This window comes from Shewanella vaxholmensis (assembly GCF_031932135.1).
Lineage (GTDB): Bacteria > Pseudomonadota > Gammaproteobacteria > Enterobacterales > Shewanellaceae > Shewanella > Shewanella hafniensis.
The window spans coordinates 18938-37490 of sequence record NZ_JAUOEV010000006.1; the positions used below are offsets into that span (position 1 = coordinate 18938).

At 47.0% G+C, this 18553-nt stretch carries 14 protein-coding genes; 10 read left to right on the forward strand and 4 right to left on the reverse strand.

Annotation, left to right across the window (positions count from 1 at the left end):
• Positions 1-51 precede the first annotated feature (51 nt).
• The 8 genes from Q4Q46_RS07335 to Q4Q46_RS07370 all read left to right on the forward strand — a co-directional run bounded on the left by Q4Q46_RS07335 (position 52) and on the right by Q4Q46_RS07370 (position 9375).
• The gene (locus tag Q4Q46_RS07335; protein WP_311898512.1) at positions 52-759 is read left to right on the forward strand and encodes a 4Fe-4S dicluster domain-containing protein; all 708 of its coding nucleotides are present in this window, start codon (positions 52-54) and stop codon (positions 757-759) included.
• Between the two features lie 2 nt (positions 760-761).
• A complete protein-coding gene (nrfD, locus tag Q4Q46_RS07340) occupies positions 762-1709 on the forward strand; it encodes an NrfD/PsrC family molybdoenzyme membrane anchor subunit (RefSeq protein WP_063883673.1) in 948 nt (315 codons plus the stop codon).
• Between the two features lie 116 nt (positions 1710-1825).
• Positions 1826-2317, forward strand: coding sequence for a nitrous oxide reductase accessory protein NosL (locus Q4Q46_RS07345; RefSeq protein WP_063883672.1), 492 nt, complete (start codon positions 1826-1828; stop codon positions 2315-2317).
• Positions 2318-2327: 10 nt separating this feature from the next.
• Positions 2328-3614, forward strand: a complete 1287-nt coding sequence (gene nosD / locus Q4Q46_RS07350; protein WP_311905607.1) for a nitrous oxide reductase family maturation protein NosD — start codon at positions 2328-2330, stop codon at positions 3612-3614.
• Complete coding sequence (locus Q4Q46_RS07355; RefSeq protein WP_311905608.1) at positions 3611-4648, forward strand: ABC transporter ATP-binding protein; 1038 nt, start codon at positions 3611-3613, stop codon at positions 4646-4648. Before nosD ends, Q4Q46_RS07355 begins: the two co-directional genes overlap by 4 nt.
• On the forward strand, positions 4645-5520 hold the full coding sequence (locus tag Q4Q46_RS07360; RefSeq protein WP_126492854.1) for an ABC transporter permease: 876 nt from the start codon (positions 4645-4647) through the stop codon (positions 5518-5520). The genes Q4Q46_RS07355 and Q4Q46_RS07360 overlap by 4 nt, the downstream gene beginning before the upstream one ends.
• 220 nt (positions 5521-5740) lie before the next feature.
• Positions 5741-7024: a winged helix-turn-helix domain-containing protein gene (locus Q4Q46_RS07365; RefSeq protein WP_126492852.1), complete on the forward strand. Its 1284-nt coding sequence runs from the start codon at positions 5741-5743 to the stop codon at positions 7022-7024.
• Between the two features lie 236 nt (positions 7025-7260).
• Entirely contained in the window at positions 7261-9375 is a 2115-nt protein-coding gene (locus tag Q4Q46_RS07370; protein ID WP_311905609.1) for a M13 family metallopeptidase, read from the forward strand.
• Between the two features lie 51 nt (positions 9376-9426).
• Here the strand turns inward: Q4Q46_RS07370 and Q4Q46_RS07375 are convergent, their stop codons facing one another.
• Entirely contained in the window at positions 9427-11820 is a 2394-nt protein-coding gene (locus Q4Q46_RS07375) for a fatty acid cis/trans isomerase (RefSeq protein ID WP_311905610.1), read from the reverse strand.
• A 262-nt stretch (positions 11821-12082) separates the two neighbouring features.
• Between Q4Q46_RS07375 and Q4Q46_RS07380 the strand changes: the two genes are divergently transcribed.
• Together Q4Q46_RS07380 and Q4Q46_RS07385 are read left to right on the forward strand one after the other, a co-directional pair.
• A complete protein-coding gene (locus Q4Q46_RS07380) occupies positions 12083-12712 on the forward strand; it encodes a flavin reductase family protein (protein WP_311905611.1) in 630 nt (209 codons plus the stop codon).
• Positions 12713-12934: 222 nt separating this feature from the next.
• Entirely contained in the window at positions 12935-13816 is an 882-nt protein-coding gene (locus Q4Q46_RS07385; RefSeq protein WP_006084283.1) for a LysR family transcriptional regulator, read from the forward strand.
• A 19-nt stretch (positions 13817-13835) separates the two neighbouring features.
• Here Q4Q46_RS07385 and Q4Q46_RS07390 read toward each other — a convergent pair whose 3' ends face one another.
• The 3 genes from Q4Q46_RS07390 to ubiD form a co-directional block, all read right to left on the reverse strand.
• Positions 13836-15527, reverse strand: coding sequence for an amidohydrolase (locus Q4Q46_RS07390; RefSeq protein WP_259577728.1), 1692 nt, complete (start codon positions 15525-15527; stop codon positions 13836-13838).
• Between the two features lie 697 nt (positions 15528-16224).
• Entirely contained in the window at positions 16225-16935 is a 711-nt protein-coding gene (gene fre, locus Q4Q46_RS07395) for an NAD(P)H-flavin reductase (protein ID WP_006084281.1), read from the reverse strand.
• A 114-nt stretch (positions 16936-17049) separates the two neighbouring features.
• Positions 17050-18531: a 4-hydroxy-3-polyprenylbenzoate decarboxylase gene (gene ubiD, locus Q4Q46_RS07400; protein WP_006079949.1), complete on the reverse strand. Its 1482-nt coding sequence runs from the start codon at positions 18529-18531 to the stop codon at positions 17050-17052.
• Positions 18532-18553: the final 22 nt, after the last annotated feature.

Sequence of the window (18553 nt, forward strand, 5' to 3'; positions counted from 1 at the left end):
ATAACGATATAAATAAAAACGTCGGTATAAAACCGATAGATGGAGGATGTTGTGAGTGAAAATATAGAGAGACGGAGGTTCCTTAAAAGCGCTGGCATGTGCTCTTTGATGTTAACGCCTTTAGCCGGGTGTTCGGTCAAAGAAGATGCTGACAGCGCCCATAAGCCCCATTACGTCATGGTCTTTGACCAAAATAAATGTGTCGGTTGTGGTGATTGTAAAACCGCCTGTAACCAAGCAAACAACTTACCCGCGGGTGTTTCTCGGGTGATCCTTGAGCAGCAAAGTGGTCGTGTTGAAGGTCAAGCCTGCCCTCACTGTGGCAAGATGAGTTGCGACTGTGAGCGTAAGTTTGTGCGGGTTTCCTGCCAGCAGTGTAAAAACGCCCCCTGTGTCACTGTTTGCCCAACGGGCGCCGCGCACCGCGACGCCAAAACCGGCATTGTGACTATGGATGCAAGTAAATGCGCGGGCTGCAAATATTGTATTGGCGCATGTCCTTACAATGCACGTTACATCAACAAAGAGACGGATGTGGCGGATAACTGTGACTTCTGTTTGCATAGCAAGCTGTCTAAGGGCGAGCTACCCGCCTGCGTACAGAGCTGTAAGTACGACGCGCTGATCTTTGGTGATGCCAATGATCCTCAGTCCTATGTGAGTAAGTTATTGGCGGTAAAAGACTCAGTGCGGATTAAGCCGCAGTTTGGTACTGAGCCGAGCTTACGTTACATACCAATCGTCAAACTGGGAGTGTAAATATGGATACCAGTATGGAATTTACCCTCGGCTTATCCCAAGGCGTTGCTTGGCCTTGGCCGATTGCAGTGTATTTATTTTTCGCGGGGATTTCGGGCGGGGCGTTAACCATTGCGCTGGCGCTGCGTTTTTACCTAGGCCAGGTTGAAAACACCGCCTTCTTAAAAGCCGCGACCTTGCTGTCCTTTGTCACCATTAGCTTAGGGATGTTATGTCTGGTACTCGACTTGACTAACCCCTTATTCTTTTGGCGAATTTTGGTGTTCTATAACTTAAATTCTGTGATGTCGATTGGTGTTATTGCGCTGTCGGTGTATATCCCGTTAGTGGCAGTGGTAGCGCTTTTAGCCCTCGAAAAAGAGCTGATGGTCATCCCACAATTGAAGTTTTTAGCGCCAATTATTGCCAAGTTAAAAGGCTTTAGACGCCCAATGGAAGCGCTCGTTTTAATACTGGCGTTATCAGTATGTGCTTACACAGGCTTCTTGATTTCTGCGCTGATCCGCTTCCCACTGATCAACACCTCGGTACTCCCAGCACTGTTTATTGCCTCGGGTTTATCCGCGGGTGGCGCCTCGGCCAAAATGCTGGCGGTGTGGTTATTTAAAGAACCCCTGCACAGCGGCGAAATGAAGATCCTACACGGCGCCGAGTGGCCGATTATGTTCGCCGAAGCCATGTTTATTTTCATGATCGCGACAGCACTATTAACGGGTAATGCCGGTGGTCAATTTGCTTTTGCCGCTTTCCATGAAGGTGTGTGGGCGAGCGTATTCTGGATTGGTGTTGTGGGTATCGGCTTTGGTGCGCCACTGCTACTGAACTTTGCGACGGGTAAACATTTTAGCCATTCGGCCAAAGCGTTTTATATGTCGGGAATGTCTGCGGTGGTGGGCATGATGTGTCTACGACTCTTCATCCTGTTAGCGGGTCAAAACTACGCGATTTAACTATGTACTAAGGCCTCGGCCTTTGATGAACCATTTTTTATCAACCCTCGTCGCAAGAGGTCTGTCCCTGCAAGGTGCCTTGGCGAGGCGTTGATATTTTTCAAAGGATTAACAGCATGAAAAAGTTCTTTGGGTTGTTACTACTCGCTCCTTTGTTATTAGGCTGCAATAAGAGTGAAGCGACCGATCACCAACATAAAGCCGAGATGATCCACGAGCACGATCGTTGCCATCTGTGCGGTATGGTGATCACTAAATATCCTGGACCAAAGGGGCAAGTACATCTTAAGGCCGAGAAGATGGTACCTAAGTTTTGCTCTAGCCGCGATATGTTTAACTTTGCCTTACAGCCTGAAAATAAAAGACAAATTGCTTACATGATGGTGCATGACGCCGCGATAACCGATTGGGAACAGCCTGATGATGGCGCCTTTATCGATGCCGCCAGCGCATTTTATGTTTACGGCACCAGTAAAAAGGCCGTGATGGGGCCAGCAGTCGCACCTTTTAGCACTAAAGCCGCCGCCGAAGCCTTTGCAAAGGAATACGGTGGACGCGTATTAACCTTTAACGATATCACCCTCGAATTGCTCGCTGGCGATAAGTAGGCGATTGCTCATGCTGCGTTTATTGCTTATCTGTTGGCTCTGCACCTTATCCTTTATCGGGGTAGCGCAGGAGCTAAGGGTTAAAGATACCGTCTCTTTAACCCAAGCATTAGCGCAGGCGCAGGATGGTGACACGCTCGTACTTGATACCGCCGTGTTTGAAGGCAATTTTAATGTTACCCGTTCCATTCATATCAAGGGCGAAGCGGGCGCGGCCCTCGATGCCCTGCGCCAAGGTAGCGCCCTCACCATTACTGCACCCAAGGTGATTGTTGAAGGGCTTAATATCCGCCATTGGGGACGGGATCTTTATTACCATGATGCGGGGATCCTGCTATTACCGGGGGCAGACGAGGTGCTTATCAAGGGCAATCGTCTTGTCGGGGATGGCTTTGGGATTTATGGCGAGCAACTTGCTGCGCCGCGCATCATTGAAAACAATATCAGCGGTAATGGCGCCATTTATGTGTTGGATCGGGGTGACGGTGTCTTTCTCAAGCATGTGAGTGCGCCCCAAGTGCAAGATAACCATTTTATTTTTGTCCGCGATGGCGTGTATCTCGAGTCGGTGACGGACAGCCAAATTCACCATAATCAATTCGCTAAGTTGCAATACGCCATCCATTACATGTACACCCGAGGCGATGAAGCCGCGCACAATCAAGCTATCAACGTCGATGGCGGTTATGCCCTGATGAGCTCAAAGCAAATCTACCTGCACCATAATCACGTTAGCCAAGCGCGGGACTTTGGTATTCTGCTCAATATCACCAACGAGTCCCATATTCAGGCCAATACCGCCACAGACGTTAAGCATCCCCAAGGTTCGGTGGAGCTGGGTAACGAAGGCAAAGGCATTTTTATTTACGCTGCTCAAAATAACCGTATTCAAGATAACGAGTTTAGTCATAGCGATACTGGGATCAGTATGGCCATGGGCGGAGAGGAAAACCGTCTTTGGCATAATCGAATCATTGCGAATCAAAACCAAGTGAAATATGTCGGCGACACACAGTTAGAGTGGAGTTATCAAGGACAAGGCAATTATTGGTCAGAATACCAAGGCTGGGATCTGGATCTAGATGGGATAGGTGATTTGGCCCATAGGCCCAATGACAGCTTAGACAAACTATTTTGGCTTTATCCTGAAGCAAAACTGTTAATGGAAAGTCCAGTTGTTTTACTGCTGCGTTGGGTTGAACGCCAATTTCAACCCCAAATGACGACGGGGATTATCGATAGCTTTCCCTTAATGCAATCGGTCTCGCCCGCACTTATTGATGGAGGTTCGCAATGAATCAGACTTTCACATTCTCGACGAATAAGCCTGTGGCTAGTGCTGATATTGCCGTTAAAGCGATAAATGTCAGTAAGTTTTATAACAACTTTAAGGCATTGGAAGACGTGAATTTTGAGGTCCTAAAAGGCCAAGTTATCGCACTCCTTGGCCATAATGGTGCAGGTAAGTCTACATTACTTAAGCTTATTTTGGGATTGCTGACACCCACAAGTGGCCAGATCCAAGTTCAAGGACATAATGTGGGATCTATGAGTGCCAGGTTGAGCTTATCTTTAGGTTATTTACCTGAAAATGTGAGCTTTTATGACAACATGACCGCTTTCGAACTACTCGGATATTTCGCTAAGCTTAAGGGTGTTGCTCTTACAAAAGTACATGAATTACTTGCTGAATTTGGTTTAGACGCCGCTAAAGATAAACGTCTGAGTACATTTTCCAAGGGAATGCGGCAGCGTCTTGGGCTCGCTCAGGCAATATTGGCTGATCCTCAGGTATTGTTACTTGATGAGCCGACTGTCGGTCTAGATCCCTTAGCATCGGCTTTTCTGTATCAAAAAATAGCCCAGCTTAAGGCTAAAGGCTGCGCAATTATCATCAGTACCCATGAGTTAGGATTAGTGCAAGATCAAATGGATCGGGCTTTGATTTTAGGTCGAGGACGAATGTTAGCTTCGGGAACCTTAACCGCCCTAAGAGCTGCGACTCAGTTGCCAAACCATCTCTTTTTGCATTCCTTATCCCACACTCAAAGGCAAGAGGTACTTGCAGATCCTATTTTAGCGGGATGTATTGAGACGAGTTCGGCGCAGGGATTAAAACTGGCAGTACCGCAGGAGCAAAAATCAGGCGTTTTACATCATCTATTACAAAAAGTGCCGGCAGGGGATTTTTCTGTTGAGCCCTCGAGTTTGCAGTCTGTGTTTCATTACTATATGGAAACCGTTTGTCATTCTCAGCCTCAGGTTTTATCTACAGATACCATGCAAGTAACACATATGGCTCAAGGCGTTAAGTGGGAGGCAGCCGTATGAGTCAATCAGAGGTTTGGCAGTGCGGCCATTTAAGTGCCCTAAGTATAGTGAGTACCATAGCTGCCAAGGAGTTTAAGGACAATTTGCGTAATCGATGGTTATGGATGATGGCGGGCATATTGCTGCTGCTTTCCCTCAGCGTGAGCTTTATGGGTAGCGTAATATCGGGCAGCTTAGTGATACTTGATCCTGCGCAGATCCTTTCTGGGCTTGTTACTTTATCGGTATTTATGCTGCCATTAGGCGCGATCTTGTTGAGTTATGACAGCTTTGTTGGTGAGAAAGAATCTGGCACTTTATTGTTATTACTAACATATCCATTGGAGCGTTGGCATCTTGTCTGCGGCAAGTTTTTGGGCCATGCGTGCGTGATGGCTATCGCCTGTATCTTAGGTTTTGGTGTGACTGGATTATTACTGATACTACTTGGCGATGCTCAGGCTCAATTCGCGATAGTTATCGGATTTATCCATTTGATAATAAGTAGTATTTTGCTGTCATTAGTGTTTGTTCTATTGGGGTATTGGGTTAGTTTGTGTGTGCGAGAAAAAGCTAAGGCATTGGGGATGTTACTTATTTTATGGTTTGTGCTCGTGCTAGTTTATGATCTTATTTTGCTCAGTGTTTTGGTTGGAATGAGTGAAATGCTTAATCGCAATCTATTTAATCTACTCATTCTACTGAATCCTACCGACTTGTTCCGTGCCTTAAATTTGCTTGCCACATCGTCGGATACACTAGCAGCTAAAAGTAGCCTTTCCTTAATCGCGCAAACTGGATTGGTATTACCTATGATGTATGGTTTGTTAGGCGGCTGGATTATTGTTCTATTATTGGGGTGCTCTTGGGTCTTCAAACGTCAAGAAATTTAGTTTAGCAAATCCTGTATTAGTCTAATTTTGTGCTTATTAAACAATAACTAAACTGAGTATGCAGTCACAGTATTTTATGTTGTTAAAAAGTAAAATAAACCATCTTAGATAGGTGGCTGCAAGTCACAGTGCTTTTGGGAACAACATTGTCCCAATATGCTTGCCCGCCGTTAGCGCGATCATACCTTATCTACTTTGGCTGAGTTTTCAGGCGTTTAACATGCATAAAATCACTTCATATTTATTGTTAGATGAACAGGCTAAAAAACTAGTTGATCAAGTGCATGGCACATCCATAGACCTGACCTTTTCTGAAGCGGCTATATTGGTACTCTTGTTATCTTCCCCCAACGCCATATTGACGAAAGAAGCCTTGTTGCAGGTGGGGTGGCCAGACCGCGTCGTTGCACCGACTTCGCTAACGCAGTGCATTAGCACCCTAAGAAAAAAGCTCGAACCTTACACCGAAGTACAGCTTAAAACCGTTGCGCGCCGCGGTTATCAGTTGCATATCGCTGAGCAATCCCATGTAAAGATGTTGGCCATAAACGATGCCGATGCAATCCGCGATGCTTTAGTTGGCGTATCGGCTTGGACCAAATTTGCGGGTATTGCCTTCTTGGGCCTTATTTTGGCGATCGTCTGGTATATGAGCGATCACCATGCAGTGGTTAAACAGGTGGCTAAGTGGCATGCCGATAAATACATCAGCCTCAATATTGGTGGGACTCTAGGAACGGCGCAAACTTTCTATATTGGCGATGAGGAGCATTTACATCCTTCTTGGTGGCAAAAACATTTGGCGCCAGAGGGAAACCATATCAGCAGTATCAAGTACTTCAGCGCTTTTGCAGCAACGGATGGTAAAAATTATTCCATGGCGATTTGTCCTGAGCTGGACGCTGAGGCTTGTACTGGTCGCGGCATTATTAATATCACGGCAATAGATGCGAAACCTGCAGGCTTAAATATGGCGGAATTTATTCCACTGAGTCAAAAGATGGAGCAGCGGATTCGCTATAACCGCATTGTCCTCCCAGCGGATGACAAAGGTAAAGGTGAACTACTTGAGCATAATTATCACGCGGATATCTATTTTCCTGTCGCGGGTGAGCTCTTAGTTCGGAACGATCTCAGCATGTCTCTGGTTTATGAAGGGGAGAATCGGGGAAATTTCTATTCAACCTCTTGTATAACAGATCAAGATTGCTTAACAACACCGATTAAATACACGATCCGCGGTGAGTTTGAACAGTATCAAACTGAGATTAATGATCTTAAAGTCGATGTTTTCTATGTAAAAGTGCTACAAAAAGAGCTGACAAAACCGGACGAAGTGAGCCACTCTGCCATGCAGTTTTATCGTGAAATTCGTAAGCATGATATCCGCGATGAACATTTATTCTATTATCGTGTTTATCAAAATGAGCATACGGCCGTATGGATTATTCCTCAAATGGGACAAGTGCTTGCATGGACTCAGTACACTCAGATTAAATTATAGAGTAGCTGTTAGCCAAACTTGATTAAGCCGACATAAAGTCGGCTTTTTTGTGTCTGTAGTTAGGCGAATCTGTGACGGCACTAAGCGATTGGTTTAGACGCTGTGGCTCAGAATGTTTGCATTAACTTTTTATCATAAAAAGTGGCTTTGTTTTACTTCTTCATTCAGAGCCAGTTACACTGCCAAACCTAATCATCACAAGATAAATACAATAATAAAAGAAAGAGGAGCCATTCATGTCGGACCGTCTTATTCCCGCGCTGTTACTGTCTACTTCAGTACTGACGGGGCTCACTGCTTGCAGTGATAACACCACAGAAAACACAGTTAAAACCAGCGAAAGCGCACCTAAAAGCCAAGACGTTGCCGCTCAAATGCCGGTAGGTATTAATGTCGCGGCTATGTCGCCAACGGTAAAACCTGGGGATGATTTTTATACCTACGCCAATGGCGAGTGGATGAAAACGACGATGATCCCAGCCGATCGCTCCAGCACTGGCGCTTTCCTTGTTGCCTTTGAAGCGACTGAAAAGCATAAAACCAGTTTGATTGCCGAACTGGTAAAAGCGCAGCATACGGCGGGTAGCGACGAAGCACGTATCGCCGATTTCTACAAGGCTTACACAGACACTGCCGCCATTGATGCCGCTGGAATGAAACCTGCAGAGGCGGATATCGCCCGTTATGAGGCCATTGCGAGCAAGCAAGATTTATCCGCAGTATTAGGTGAAAACCTGCGCGCAGATGTTGACCCTCTCAACGCAACTGATTTCCATACCGAAAACCTGTTTGGGATCTTCGTAACCCAAGGTTTAGCCACGCCGGGCGAAGTTTTGCCTTACTTTTTGCAGGGCGGTTTAGGCTTACCTGAGCGCGAATATTACCTGTCTGCCGATCCTAAAATGGCCGACATTCGCAGTGCTTACCGTGCTTACATTGAAACCTTGCTCAAAGATGCGGGCGTGAGCGATGCCGCTGCCCGTGCCGATCGTATTTTTGCCCTTGAGAGCAAGATCGCTGCCGCCCACGCTAGCCGTGAAGATAGTGAAGATTTCGCTAAATCTTCGGGCGTGTGGAGCCGTGCTGACTTTGATGCTAAAGCACCGGGCATCGATTGGACTGCTTTCCTCGCGGCAGCACAATTGGGCAATCAGCCAAAATTTGCAGCCTACCATGCGACGGCGATTACGGGACTTTCTGCGCTGGTGGCCTCTGAGCCTTTAGAAGCTTGGAAAGATTGGCTTGTGTTCCACCAGATCAACAGTCACGCCGATGTGTTGCCATCGACCATCGACAATGCTTCGTTTGCCTTTAACGGCACTAAGCTTTCTGGTACGCCAGAACAGCGCGGCCGCGATAAACGTGCTTTAGCTGCACTCGATCAATACCTAGGTGATGCCGTAGGCCATGCCTATGCCGAGCAATATTTCCCTGCTTCGGCCAAGGCTGAAGTCAGCACTATGGTGGATAACATAGTGGCTGCTTTTGGTCAGCGAGTGGAAAAACTCGATTGGATGGACCCTTCCACTAAGAAAGAAGCCTTAGCGAAAGTGGCGACTATGGCAGTGGGCGTGGGTTATCCCGACAAATGGCGCAACTACGACAGCTATGCTGTGACGGCGACCAATGCCTACGCGAATGCCATCAATGGTGAAAAAGTAGAGTACAGCCATCAGCTCGCCAAGATTGGCAAACCAATGGATAAAGGCGAGTGGTGGATGACACCGCAAGTGGTGAATGCGGTGAACTTGCCCGTGCAAAATGCGCTTAACTTCCCTGCGGGTATTTTACAGCCACCATTCTTCGATGCTAAGGCCGATGCGGCTTACAACTATGGTGCGATTGGTGCTGTGATTGGCCATGAAATCAGCCATAGCTTTGATAACAATGGTGCGGCATTTGACTCGACTGGCGCTATGCGTAACTGGTGGACGCCGGCTGACTTTGCCCAATTTGCTAAGCAAGGCGATGCGTTGGCAGGGCAGTTTGATACCTATGCACCTTTCCCTGATTTACACGTCAATGGCAAGCTGACCTTAGGTGAAAACATTGCCGATGTGGCGGGTTTAGCCGCGGCACTTGATGCGTACCATGCCTCGCTTAACGGTAAAGAAGCCCCAGTGATTGAAGGCTTTACGGGCGATCAACGCTTCTTTATCGGCTTTGCGCAAACCTGGGCGACTAAGATGCGTGATGAAGCGCTGCGGGCTCGCGTCGCTACCGATGGCCATGCACCTGGCATGTACCGCGCGCTGACAGTGCGTAACTTAGATGCTTGGTATAGCGCATTCGATGTTAAGCCTGGCGACAAGCTGTATTTAGCCCCTGAAGATCGCGTTAAGATCTGGTAAGTTTACTGGGTTGATTTGAAAGCAAGGGGAACGCTAGCGTTCCCCTTTTTATTAACGATTTTGCAGGCGGTTGTAATCCAGCCAACCGCTTTCTATCGGGTGATTGTCGAAAAATATCTGATTGAGTTTGTCACTAAAGGCCCAAAAGGTGGGATCGCTACGGCGTACAGCCGCAACATCGAGCAGTGCCTCATAGTCTTTTTCGGTTTGCATTTGCTCTACCGCCGCCACGATTTTAGGTAAGTCCTGTTCTTTCACCAGCCAGAAGGCTTCTGGGTAACTGCCCAATAAACCATGCACTAAGGTGACATCATCCTTTGCAGGTTCGCGGTTGCTGGCCTCATTAAACAGGCTCGAAATATTACGATGAGCGCTATTGCGAACTAAGGTAAAGACCTCGGCTTTACCCGCTTTTTCAGGCTCGACCATGATCATGGTTAGCTCAGGTAACAGGGTCGCTTGGGTACCTTTTAATCGACCTAAAGCCTGCAACAGCGCCTTGCTGTTAGCTTGCAAGTTACTGTTTTCTATTTGATATCGATTCGGCTGTACCTTAGCGACTTTCTGCCCGAGTTTTTGATACAGTTCGCCCTTGAGGTCATCGCTATAGTAGAGCACGCCCGTGGGCTGATTAAAGGTGTTGATATCCCCCGCGATAAACGCCGTGAGCTGAGTGCCAGCCCCTTGATACCAATCACTAAACTGTTTGCGCCTTTCCTCCTGCGGTAACAAAGTTAGGAAATTTGATTCCCCTTCCATGCGTAAAAAATCCATGTATAAGCGAGTTAAAAGCTGGTGGCCGTAGTTACCATACACATCGAAACCTGCGACCAGTAAATAGTGAATACGCTCCAATAAGGCGTAATCGATAATCCAAGCGGTTTTGGGCGGCTCACCGACTAAACCTTTGACCACAGTGGCATTATCGAAGTGGCGAAACACTGTCAGGCTAGCATTATCATTGTTGTCGTCGCCATCCCAGAGCCCGTCTATGGTGAGGTGTTGGCCGTTTTTAAACTTCTCGTTTAAGAACTGATTTCGTGCCCGCATATACTTACCTTGCTTGGCGGCATATTTCACCCAAGTTACGGCGAGTGCAGTGCTTTCTTCCTCCGCTGGCATTCGTAGGTTTTCAATCTGGGAATGGTAGAAGGTCCTAAAATCCGTGTCGTCCATATAATCTGGGGTAACAAAGTACACCCAGAATCTGTCGTTAATCACATTGAGCGCCACCTGACCACGGCACACTGGGCCTTTGATAAAGCCCATAATGGTGTCTTGGGCGCGGTTCAGCATAAAGCGATAGCGCGCACCGGCAGGAATTTGAATAAAGGCTTCGAAGGGATTGGCCGCAATGCTCGGCTGGTAGCTCGGCAGCTGAGTCACTGAGTAATCCGCATCGATAAACCATTGCTGCCAGTCGTGCAGCAAGCCGGAATTTAAGGCATAGGGGATGTGGGTTTTATCGACTATGGTCGCCCGATAAGGTCGAAAACGGTAATAGACACGTTCCACCTTAGGATCGTCGAAGGGGCGACGGGAGGCGATAATATCCAGCGCTTGCCCCGGCGGCGTCCTCGAACGCACTAACTCGAAAAACAGAGGCTGGGCGTTCGGTTGATTTAAAGATTCAAAATATAAGTGGAAGGCAAACAAATGCTCGTAGATGTAGCGTGCGCTTAATTGGCTCTTTAAACTGTCGCCGTTTAAAAATTGCTCCCAATGGGTGATTTCCGTAATAAATTCAGGGGCTAGCGATGGCGCGAATGGCAATGGCGCACCTTGTTCGAGCCAATGCATCAACACTTGATGTTCACTCGCATTCAGCGCTGGCAAGCCATATGGCATACCCGCAAACGGTTGGCTTTGCTCGTATTTGTCCATTTCCTCTAGGTTGGCGCATTGTTGAACTCTGTCGAGGCTGAAATCAAAACGCTTATCTAAAATCTTGTCTTCGGGCAGGGGATGCATTTGCTTAAGTGTGAGCATTCTGGCCAATACTGAGGCTTGGGTATTGGCTTCTGGAGTTTGATTGCGCTCGTTTAACATGGGGTAAAACCCGCGTTGACGCCAAGCTTCTGGGGTAAAGGCATCGACAAATAAGCGATTGGGCGTGGCGGCGACTAAACGTGTGCCTTGATAGACTTTTTCCTTACTCGCTCCGCGTTCTATGCCTTCGCTTGAGGTCATTTTGAGCTGGCAGGGAGCATCGTAGCAGGCATGGCACACCACGCAGCGGCTATTGAGGATTGGCTCAACTTGTGTGTGCACAAATTCGGCCTGTTGAACAAATTGGTTGTTAAGCTGTGCATTCTCGATGCGCTTTTGAGGTGAGCTAGTGCCAAACAGAGCATTGAAATCGATTTGCGCTACACTGGCACAACCCGTCGCCAACAGCACTGTGGCCAATAACAACCTTTTCCATATTCTTTTTATCGCATCCATTCAGGACTCCTTTATTTGCCACCTAGCAGAGTTAGCCATTTAGCCCACTGATCAGCATCACTTTAGCAGAAGAGTGTGTTGGATCTAAAATTTGCAGCCTGATTTTATCCTAGCTCTCGCTTAACTTATGCCGCAGAGTTTTGGCGACATCCAAGGAACTTAGGTAAGATAGCGACCATAAAAGTGTGCCAGTGATGGCTGTGTTAATCGCTCAAGTCACGGTTGTGGCAATAACAATGTGGCAATAACAAAAGGATCAAGTATGACCGCTGATAACCGCTATTTTTACGAACCGAGCAAAGGCCATGGTCTTGCACACGATCCTTTAAATGCAATTGTGGGTCCTCGACCGATCGGCTGGATTTCATCACGCAATGCCGAGGGGCAACGCAATCTCGCCCCTTACAGCTTTTTCAATTGTTTCAATTACAAACCGCCCATCATTGGCTTTGCCAGCACAGGTTGGAAAGACAGTGTCGCCAATATTGTCGAAACAGGGGAGTTTGTGTGGAACCTCACCACTCGCGGCTTAGCCGAGAAAATGAATCAAACCTCCGCCATGCTGCCACGCGGTCAAGATGAGTTTAGCTTTGCTGGACTCACTGCCAAGGCGGGCACGATTGTTAAGGCCGATTTAGTGGCTGAAAGCCCAGTGAATTTTGAATGTAAGTTGTCGCAATGTATTCAACTCAGCGCCGCCAATGGCGACAAGATTGATACTTGGTTAGTGTTAGGTGAAGTGGTGGCCGTGCATATCGCCAAGCATTTACTCAATGCCGAGGGGATTTATCAAACCGCACTTGCCGAGCCCGTATTACGTGCCGGCGGCCCATCGGCTTACTATGGGATCTCCGAAGATCTGCGTTTCGATTTACATAGACCACAAGTGTAGGGGGCTGCTCAGGCGCCGCAGGGCTGTGGGTGTTCAAACTTCGTTTGAGTTTTGGGCATTAGTTTAACTTTTAACTTTTTAAATCAAAATCTAAATCTAAGTCGTGGGGCTTCACATCTGATTTTTAACAAAGTGTCTTGCATAGGTAAGTTAACATTGTGATTCCGTCTGACGGGTATTAAAGTCAAGTGCACAACGCGCTTATAAAATAGTAGAGCACATTTGAATATTCAACGAGTTAAAGCATTTGTATTGACGACTCAACTAGGCTCAGTTTCAGCCGCCGCTCGCGCTCTGGGAAAACGTCAGCCGCAAGTGAGTCAGTGGATTGCCGATCTAGAAGTCGACATCGGTGTGGATTTATTTGAGCGTAGTGCAAATCAAGTGGCACTCACTGCGGGAGGTGAGCATTTACTACCTAAGGCTATTTTAGCCTTGGCCCAATGGGAACAATTTACTCAATCGGCGACCCATTATGCTGAGCTTGGTAAAGGTCGGTTAGTGTTGGGGGTTGAAAATTATATTCCTTTAGAAGTCTTACGTTCGACGATTCAGCGCTATTTAATGCAGTTTCCAACGCTGGATTTTGTCTTAAAAGTGGATACTTTCGATGCTTTACACAGCGCTTTTTTATCCAATGATATCGACCTTTTACTGTTACATGAAACGGTTGAATTACATCAATCTCAATCGGGTTACTGCCGCCTTGGCGAATATCAAGAGGTAATGTTGATATCTGGACAGCATGCATTAGCTTCACAGCAGGTAATCGACCCCGCACAATTAGCGCCCTATCGTGAATATATTTGGGCAGGAGGGCAGACTGAAAGTGATGATCTCGAAGTCGGATTTAGTGGCCATTATTGCCAAATCCCCGATCTTGCTTTGTTAAAGTCCTTACTTGCCGAAGGGGATGGATATAGTTTTTTGCCGTTATCTTTAGCGCAGACAGAAATCGACAGTGGAAGATTAAAAGTTGTCCAATTGAGTAGTGAATTTGCGCCTATGAAGCGGCGGCTCGAAATGCGCTGGCATCATGGGTTTGAGGCCAGCACCTTAGGGTCTTCTTTGCTGACGTTAATAAAAGAGCAACTCAGCAAATAATTAGATTGATACTGGATTACTATTGATCATTGAGATCGAACACTAGCTCCCCCTCTAACCACGTCATTAAAATTTGAGTGTCAGCAATTTGTTTTGCTGTAGCTTGGGTAATGTCTCGCTCTAATACAACAAAATCGGCAGATTTCCCTAGCACGATAGAACCAGTAATGTCACTTATGCCCAAGGCGTTAGCGGGATTTATTGTATAGGCTGCAATAGCACTGTGAATATCGGTGATGCCTGCATTTTGCAGATAGACTGCGTTAGCAATACCAACGAGTGGATTGATATCATTCACATTCCAGTCACTACTTAAAGTTACATTCGCGCCAGTCTTGAAAATAGGGTTAATAGGTAATAAAGCATGAGCTCGTTGCTTACCGATAAAAGGGATCGCCCACTCATGATCTTGCGCAGCAATGTAATCGCTACCCAATTGGAAATCGGCATCGACTTTTAGTGAGGCAAAGCGTTTGATATCTTGGGGAGATACCATTTCTAAATGCGTCATGGCATAAGGGCGAGTAGCTCCCTGAGATCGTAAAGTTTCAATAGCATCTAAGGTGTTGCGTACCCCTGCATCACCTATGGCATGAATATGTGCCCCGTATCCAATTTTGTTGAGTTCAGTAAGCCACCACGTCATTTTACTGGCAGGAACATACTCGAGTCCCCTAGGAAGTTCGGGGGTGTAGCTCCAATCATAGGGGGCTAATGTACTGGCAGTACCGTTTATGATGATGCCATCACTGTAGATTTTGACCTGATTGATGAGCAGCAGACGTTGTTTATCATCAGAATGGATTTTTTTAAAGAAATCAAGCTGTGTTTGGGGTTCATCGGCAGGATAAATCCAAGGGCGTAGACTGACTCTGGCGGTTAATTCATCATGACTTTCGACGGCTAGCCATGTCTCTAACCAGTCACGTTTCCAATAGAGTCGTCCATCACCGATAGTCGTTATCCCGTGCTCGGCAGCAGCTGCCAGACCATTTAATAAACCTTGATAATTGGCTTGTTGTAGATTGGGTTGTGATTTCCATGCTTGTTCCATCACAAGATCGCCAGCATTATCGAATAAAATACCGAGAAGTTTACCGCTTTCTTCATCTTTGAGGATCTTGCCGCCTTGCGGATCGGCTGTATGAGCGCTTATCTTAGCTTTGGCTAATGCAAGGGAGTTGACCCACATAGAATGGGATGTTTGCTCCATAATAACGACAGGATTATCGGGGAAGATTTTGTCTAATATTGCCAAAGGAGTGGGGCCATTCTCTTGCATTACTACACTGAGTTGATGGCCATAGCCGAGTAACCACTCTCCCGTTTCCAACTGATTTTTACAGGAGGTTAATGTGCGGATATAGCCGTTGAGATTAGTTTCATCATCCAGTAAACAGTCGCTACCTATTTCACTCGCGGCTTCAAACACATGATTATGGTTATCAATGAAACCAGGTAATAAGTAATGACCTTTTAAATCGATGACTTTGGTTTGATTGCTCACGTGATCCATGGCGTTAATGCTATTCCCAATGTAGACAATTTTGCCATCCTTAATGGCTAAACTAGTCGCTTGATCATGGCCATAGACGTGGGTATTGGTGAGTAAAGTATCTGCAAGTTCGTCGTTTGCACAGGCAGATAGGGTGAATAATCCCGTTAAGGCTAAGCATTTAACGAGTTTGTGTGGCGTCTTAGTCTGTTTCATTTGTACTTGAATCCCATGTTGCGTCAGCTATTGACTCATTATGGGATAATTCCACAATAGTGAAAGTTAGTGACTATCAAGAAAATGAGATACCCATGGGAAAAGACTGATAAGCCATATTTTTGTTGGTACATTGTGACTGGTTACTATGGTTTTTTGCGAAAAAGAAAGAGCGGACAGGCATACATTTTATGCTAAAGGTTACGCCAATTTCCCTGCGAAAGTAAAAAGATAGGACAGGAAAAAACTCTTTTGGGATAAACAGTCGACACCGAGATCACAGAAGTTCACCTTCCCCTGCGAAGTTGCTAAAGGGCGTTGAAGAAAATAGCGTGACGCAGACAGGACGTCTGCGTCGCTTTCGGGGGGAAGGGACGCCCCATCGGAAGCGTTAACTATTTTCGAATAAGCACGAAGCCAGTCACTAATGCATGTAACTTCGCTAGGGGCGTCTTGGAGAATCCAAGGAGGATAGGACGAGCAGTCCTCCTTGGTCGGGTGTGGGTTGAAGACCCACGACTTTAATCTTTTGCTTAAGCAGCAAATAATCTTTGGATAAGCAGGTTTACTGAGTGGATGTATCCACAAAAAGTGAAATACGGCGTGACGTATAAAACAAAACCCCAGTAAAAACTGGGGTTTATTATTTAAGCCTATGCTGGCAAAGGTTAGCCAGCCAAGCATACAAATTATCGTGTTATTTGATAAACGCGAACGCATCACCGTAGAGATGCGCTTCCTCTACACCAATCTCGCGGAAGATTTCCCGTGCTGCACCCACCATATCGAAACGGCCGGCGATGTAGATGTCGTAGCCATTTAAGCTGACAAAATCTTGCTTGATTTGCGCTAACAGATTGGCGGTTTTACCTTGCCAATTGGCTGGGGCTTCTTCGATCACTGGGACGAAGTTCAACCAAGGGTGGGCATCGTGCCATTGGCGGGCGATGGCTTCAAAATACATGGCATCTTGGGTGCGGCAACCCCAATACAGGGTGGTTTTAACCTGTTGGCCAATGGCGATTTGGTGCTCGACGATACTTTTAATGTAAGAGAAACCTGTGCCGCCGGCGATTAAGAGGCGAGGGCGTTGGCTTTCGTGGCGCAGGTGGGCTTCGCCGCCTGGGGCTTCGATATCGATAGTGCTGCCATCAATGGCGCAGGCTTTCAGGCGCTCGACCACTTGCATTGGGTAGCTTTCACTGACAGCGGCGCCAATGTGTAATTCGATCAGCTCGGCGTTTGGCGCTGACGCGATAGAGAAGGGACGTTTATCTTTTTCACCCATGACAACACATAAGTATTGCCCCGCTTGGAAATCGAAGGCGGTTTCTGGCCTTAACAATACTTGATATACGGCATCGTTAAATGGGCTAACTTTCTCTATCTTACAACGTATGGTTTTCATCAAACTTCCTTTGCACCTTTCTTCAACATTATGTGTCTAGGTGTCGCTTTAGCGGCCTGTTATTGGCCTATTCTCTTGGCTTAAGCCGATATTTGAGTAACGGCTTAAGCTGAATTATAGGGTTGGGCTGTCGTCTATGCCTAACTCATCCCAGATTGAGTCGATCTTTTGTTTTACTTTTGGATCCATCACGATTGGCGTGCCCCATTCGCGGTTGGTTTCGCCTTCCCACTTATTAGTGGCATCGAGTCCCATTTTTGAGCCTAAGCCCGCGACGGGTGAGGCAAAATCGAGGTAGTCGATCGGGGTGTTTTCGATCATCACGGTATCGCGTTTAGGGTCCATACGGGTGGTGATCGCCCAGATCACATCTTGCCAGTCACGGCAGTTCACATCTTCATCGACGATAACAATAAACTTGGTGTACATAAATTGGCGTAGGAAAGACCACGCGCCCATCATCACCCGTTTGGCGTGTCCCGGATATTGTTTGCGAATGGAGATCACTGCCATGCGGTACGAACAACCCTCAGGCGGCAGATAAAAATCAACGATCTCAGGATATTGCTTACGCAAAATCGGCACAAACACTTCGTTTAATGCAACTCCAAGCATGGCGGGCTCATCCGGTGGACGGCCTGTGTAAGTGCTGTGGTAGATGGCATCTTTACGGTGAGTGATGTGGGTAACGGTAAATACTGGAAACTTATCGGTTTCGTTGTAGTAACCCGTGTGATCGCCGTAGGGGCCTTCTTCCGCCAGTTCCTCAGGATCGATATAGCCTTCGAGGATGATTTCACTGGTGGCGGGCACTTCTAAGTCGCAGCTTAATGCCTTGCAGACTTCGGTACGTTCACCGCGCAGTAAACCGGCAAAAGCGTATTCGCTCATGGAATCGGGGACTGGGGTGACGGCACCTAAAATGGTCACAGGATCGGCGCCGAGTGCGACGACAACAGGATAACGCTCACCGGGGAATTGTTGTTTAAAATCAGCAAAGTCTAACGCGCCGCCACGGTGAGATAACCAACGCATGATCAGCTTGTTTTTACCCAGTAATTGTTGGCGATAAATACCTAAATTCTGGCGACTCTTGCGCGGGCCTTTGGTGATGGTTAAGCCCCATGTCACCAGTGGTGCTACATCGCCCGGCCAGCAATGCTGAATAGGTAATTGGGTCAAATCGACTTCATCGCCGGTTTTGATCACTTGTTGGCAAGGGGGATTGCGCACTGTTTTTGGCGGCATATTCAAGGCTTGCTTGAACATAGGGATCTTAGCTATCGCGTCTTTAAAACCCCGTGGTGGTTCGGGTTCTTTTAAAAAGGCTAACAGTTCACCCACTTCGCGCAACGCTAAGGGATCGTCTTTACCGAGCGCCATGGCCACACGTTTTGGTGTACCGAACAGGTTTACCAACACGGGCATGTGATGATCTTTGGGATTTTCAAATAATAGCGCAGGGCCCTTAGCGCGTAATACGCGATCGGCGATCTCTGTCATTTCTAAATGAGGATCAACTGGGTAGCTAATGCGTTTGAGTTCGCCATTGGCTTCCAGATGATCAATAAAGCTGCGTAAATCCTTAAAACTCATGTGGAAATAGCCTCTGCAATGA

Coding starts and splice junctions, on each gene's coding strand:
- ubiD (WP_006079949.1), bottom strand. CDS start 18,531: ATGAGTTTTAAGGATTTACGCAGCTTTATTGATCATCTGGAAGCCAAT.
- Q4Q46_RS07345 (WP_063883672.1), top strand. CDS start 1,826: ATGAAAAAGTTCTTTGGGTTGTTACTACTCGCTCCTTTGTTATTAGGC.
- nrfD (WP_063883673.1), top strand. CDS start 762: ATGGATACCAGTATGGAATTTACCCTCGGCTTATCCCAAGGCGTTGCT.
- nosD (WP_311905607.1), top strand. CDS start 2,328: ATGCTGCGTTTATTGCTTATCTGTTGGCTCTGCACCTTATCCTTTATC.
- Q4Q46_RS07370 (WP_311905609.1), top strand. CDS start 7,261: ATGTCGGACCGTCTTATTCCCGCGCTGTTACTGTCTACTTCAGTACTG.
- Q4Q46_RS07365 (WP_126492852.1), top strand. CDS start 5,741: ATGCATAAAATCACTTCATATTTATTGTTAGATGAACAGGCTAAAAAA.
- Q4Q46_RS07380 (WP_311905611.1), top strand. CDS start 12,083: ATGACCGCTGATAACCGCTATTTTTACGAACCGAGCAAAGGCCATGGT.
- Q4Q46_RS07390 (WP_259577728.1), bottom strand. CDS start 15,527: ATGAAACAGACTAAGACGCCACACAAACTCGTTAAATGCTTAGCCTTA.
- fre (WP_006084281.1), bottom strand. CDS start 16,935: ATGAAAACCATACGTTGTAAGATAGAGAAAGTTAGCCCATTTAACGAT.
- Q4Q46_RS07355 (WP_311905608.1), top strand. CDS start 3,611: ATGAATCAGACTTTCACATTCTCGACGAATAAGCCTGTGGCTAGTGCT.
- Q4Q46_RS07360 (WP_126492854.1), top strand. CDS start 4,645: ATGAGTCAATCAGAGGTTTGGCAGTGCGGCCATTTAAGTGCCCTAAGT.
- Q4Q46_RS07375 (WP_311905610.1), bottom strand. CDS start 11,820: ATGGATGCGATAAAAAGAATATGGAAAAGGTTGTTATTGGCCACAGTG.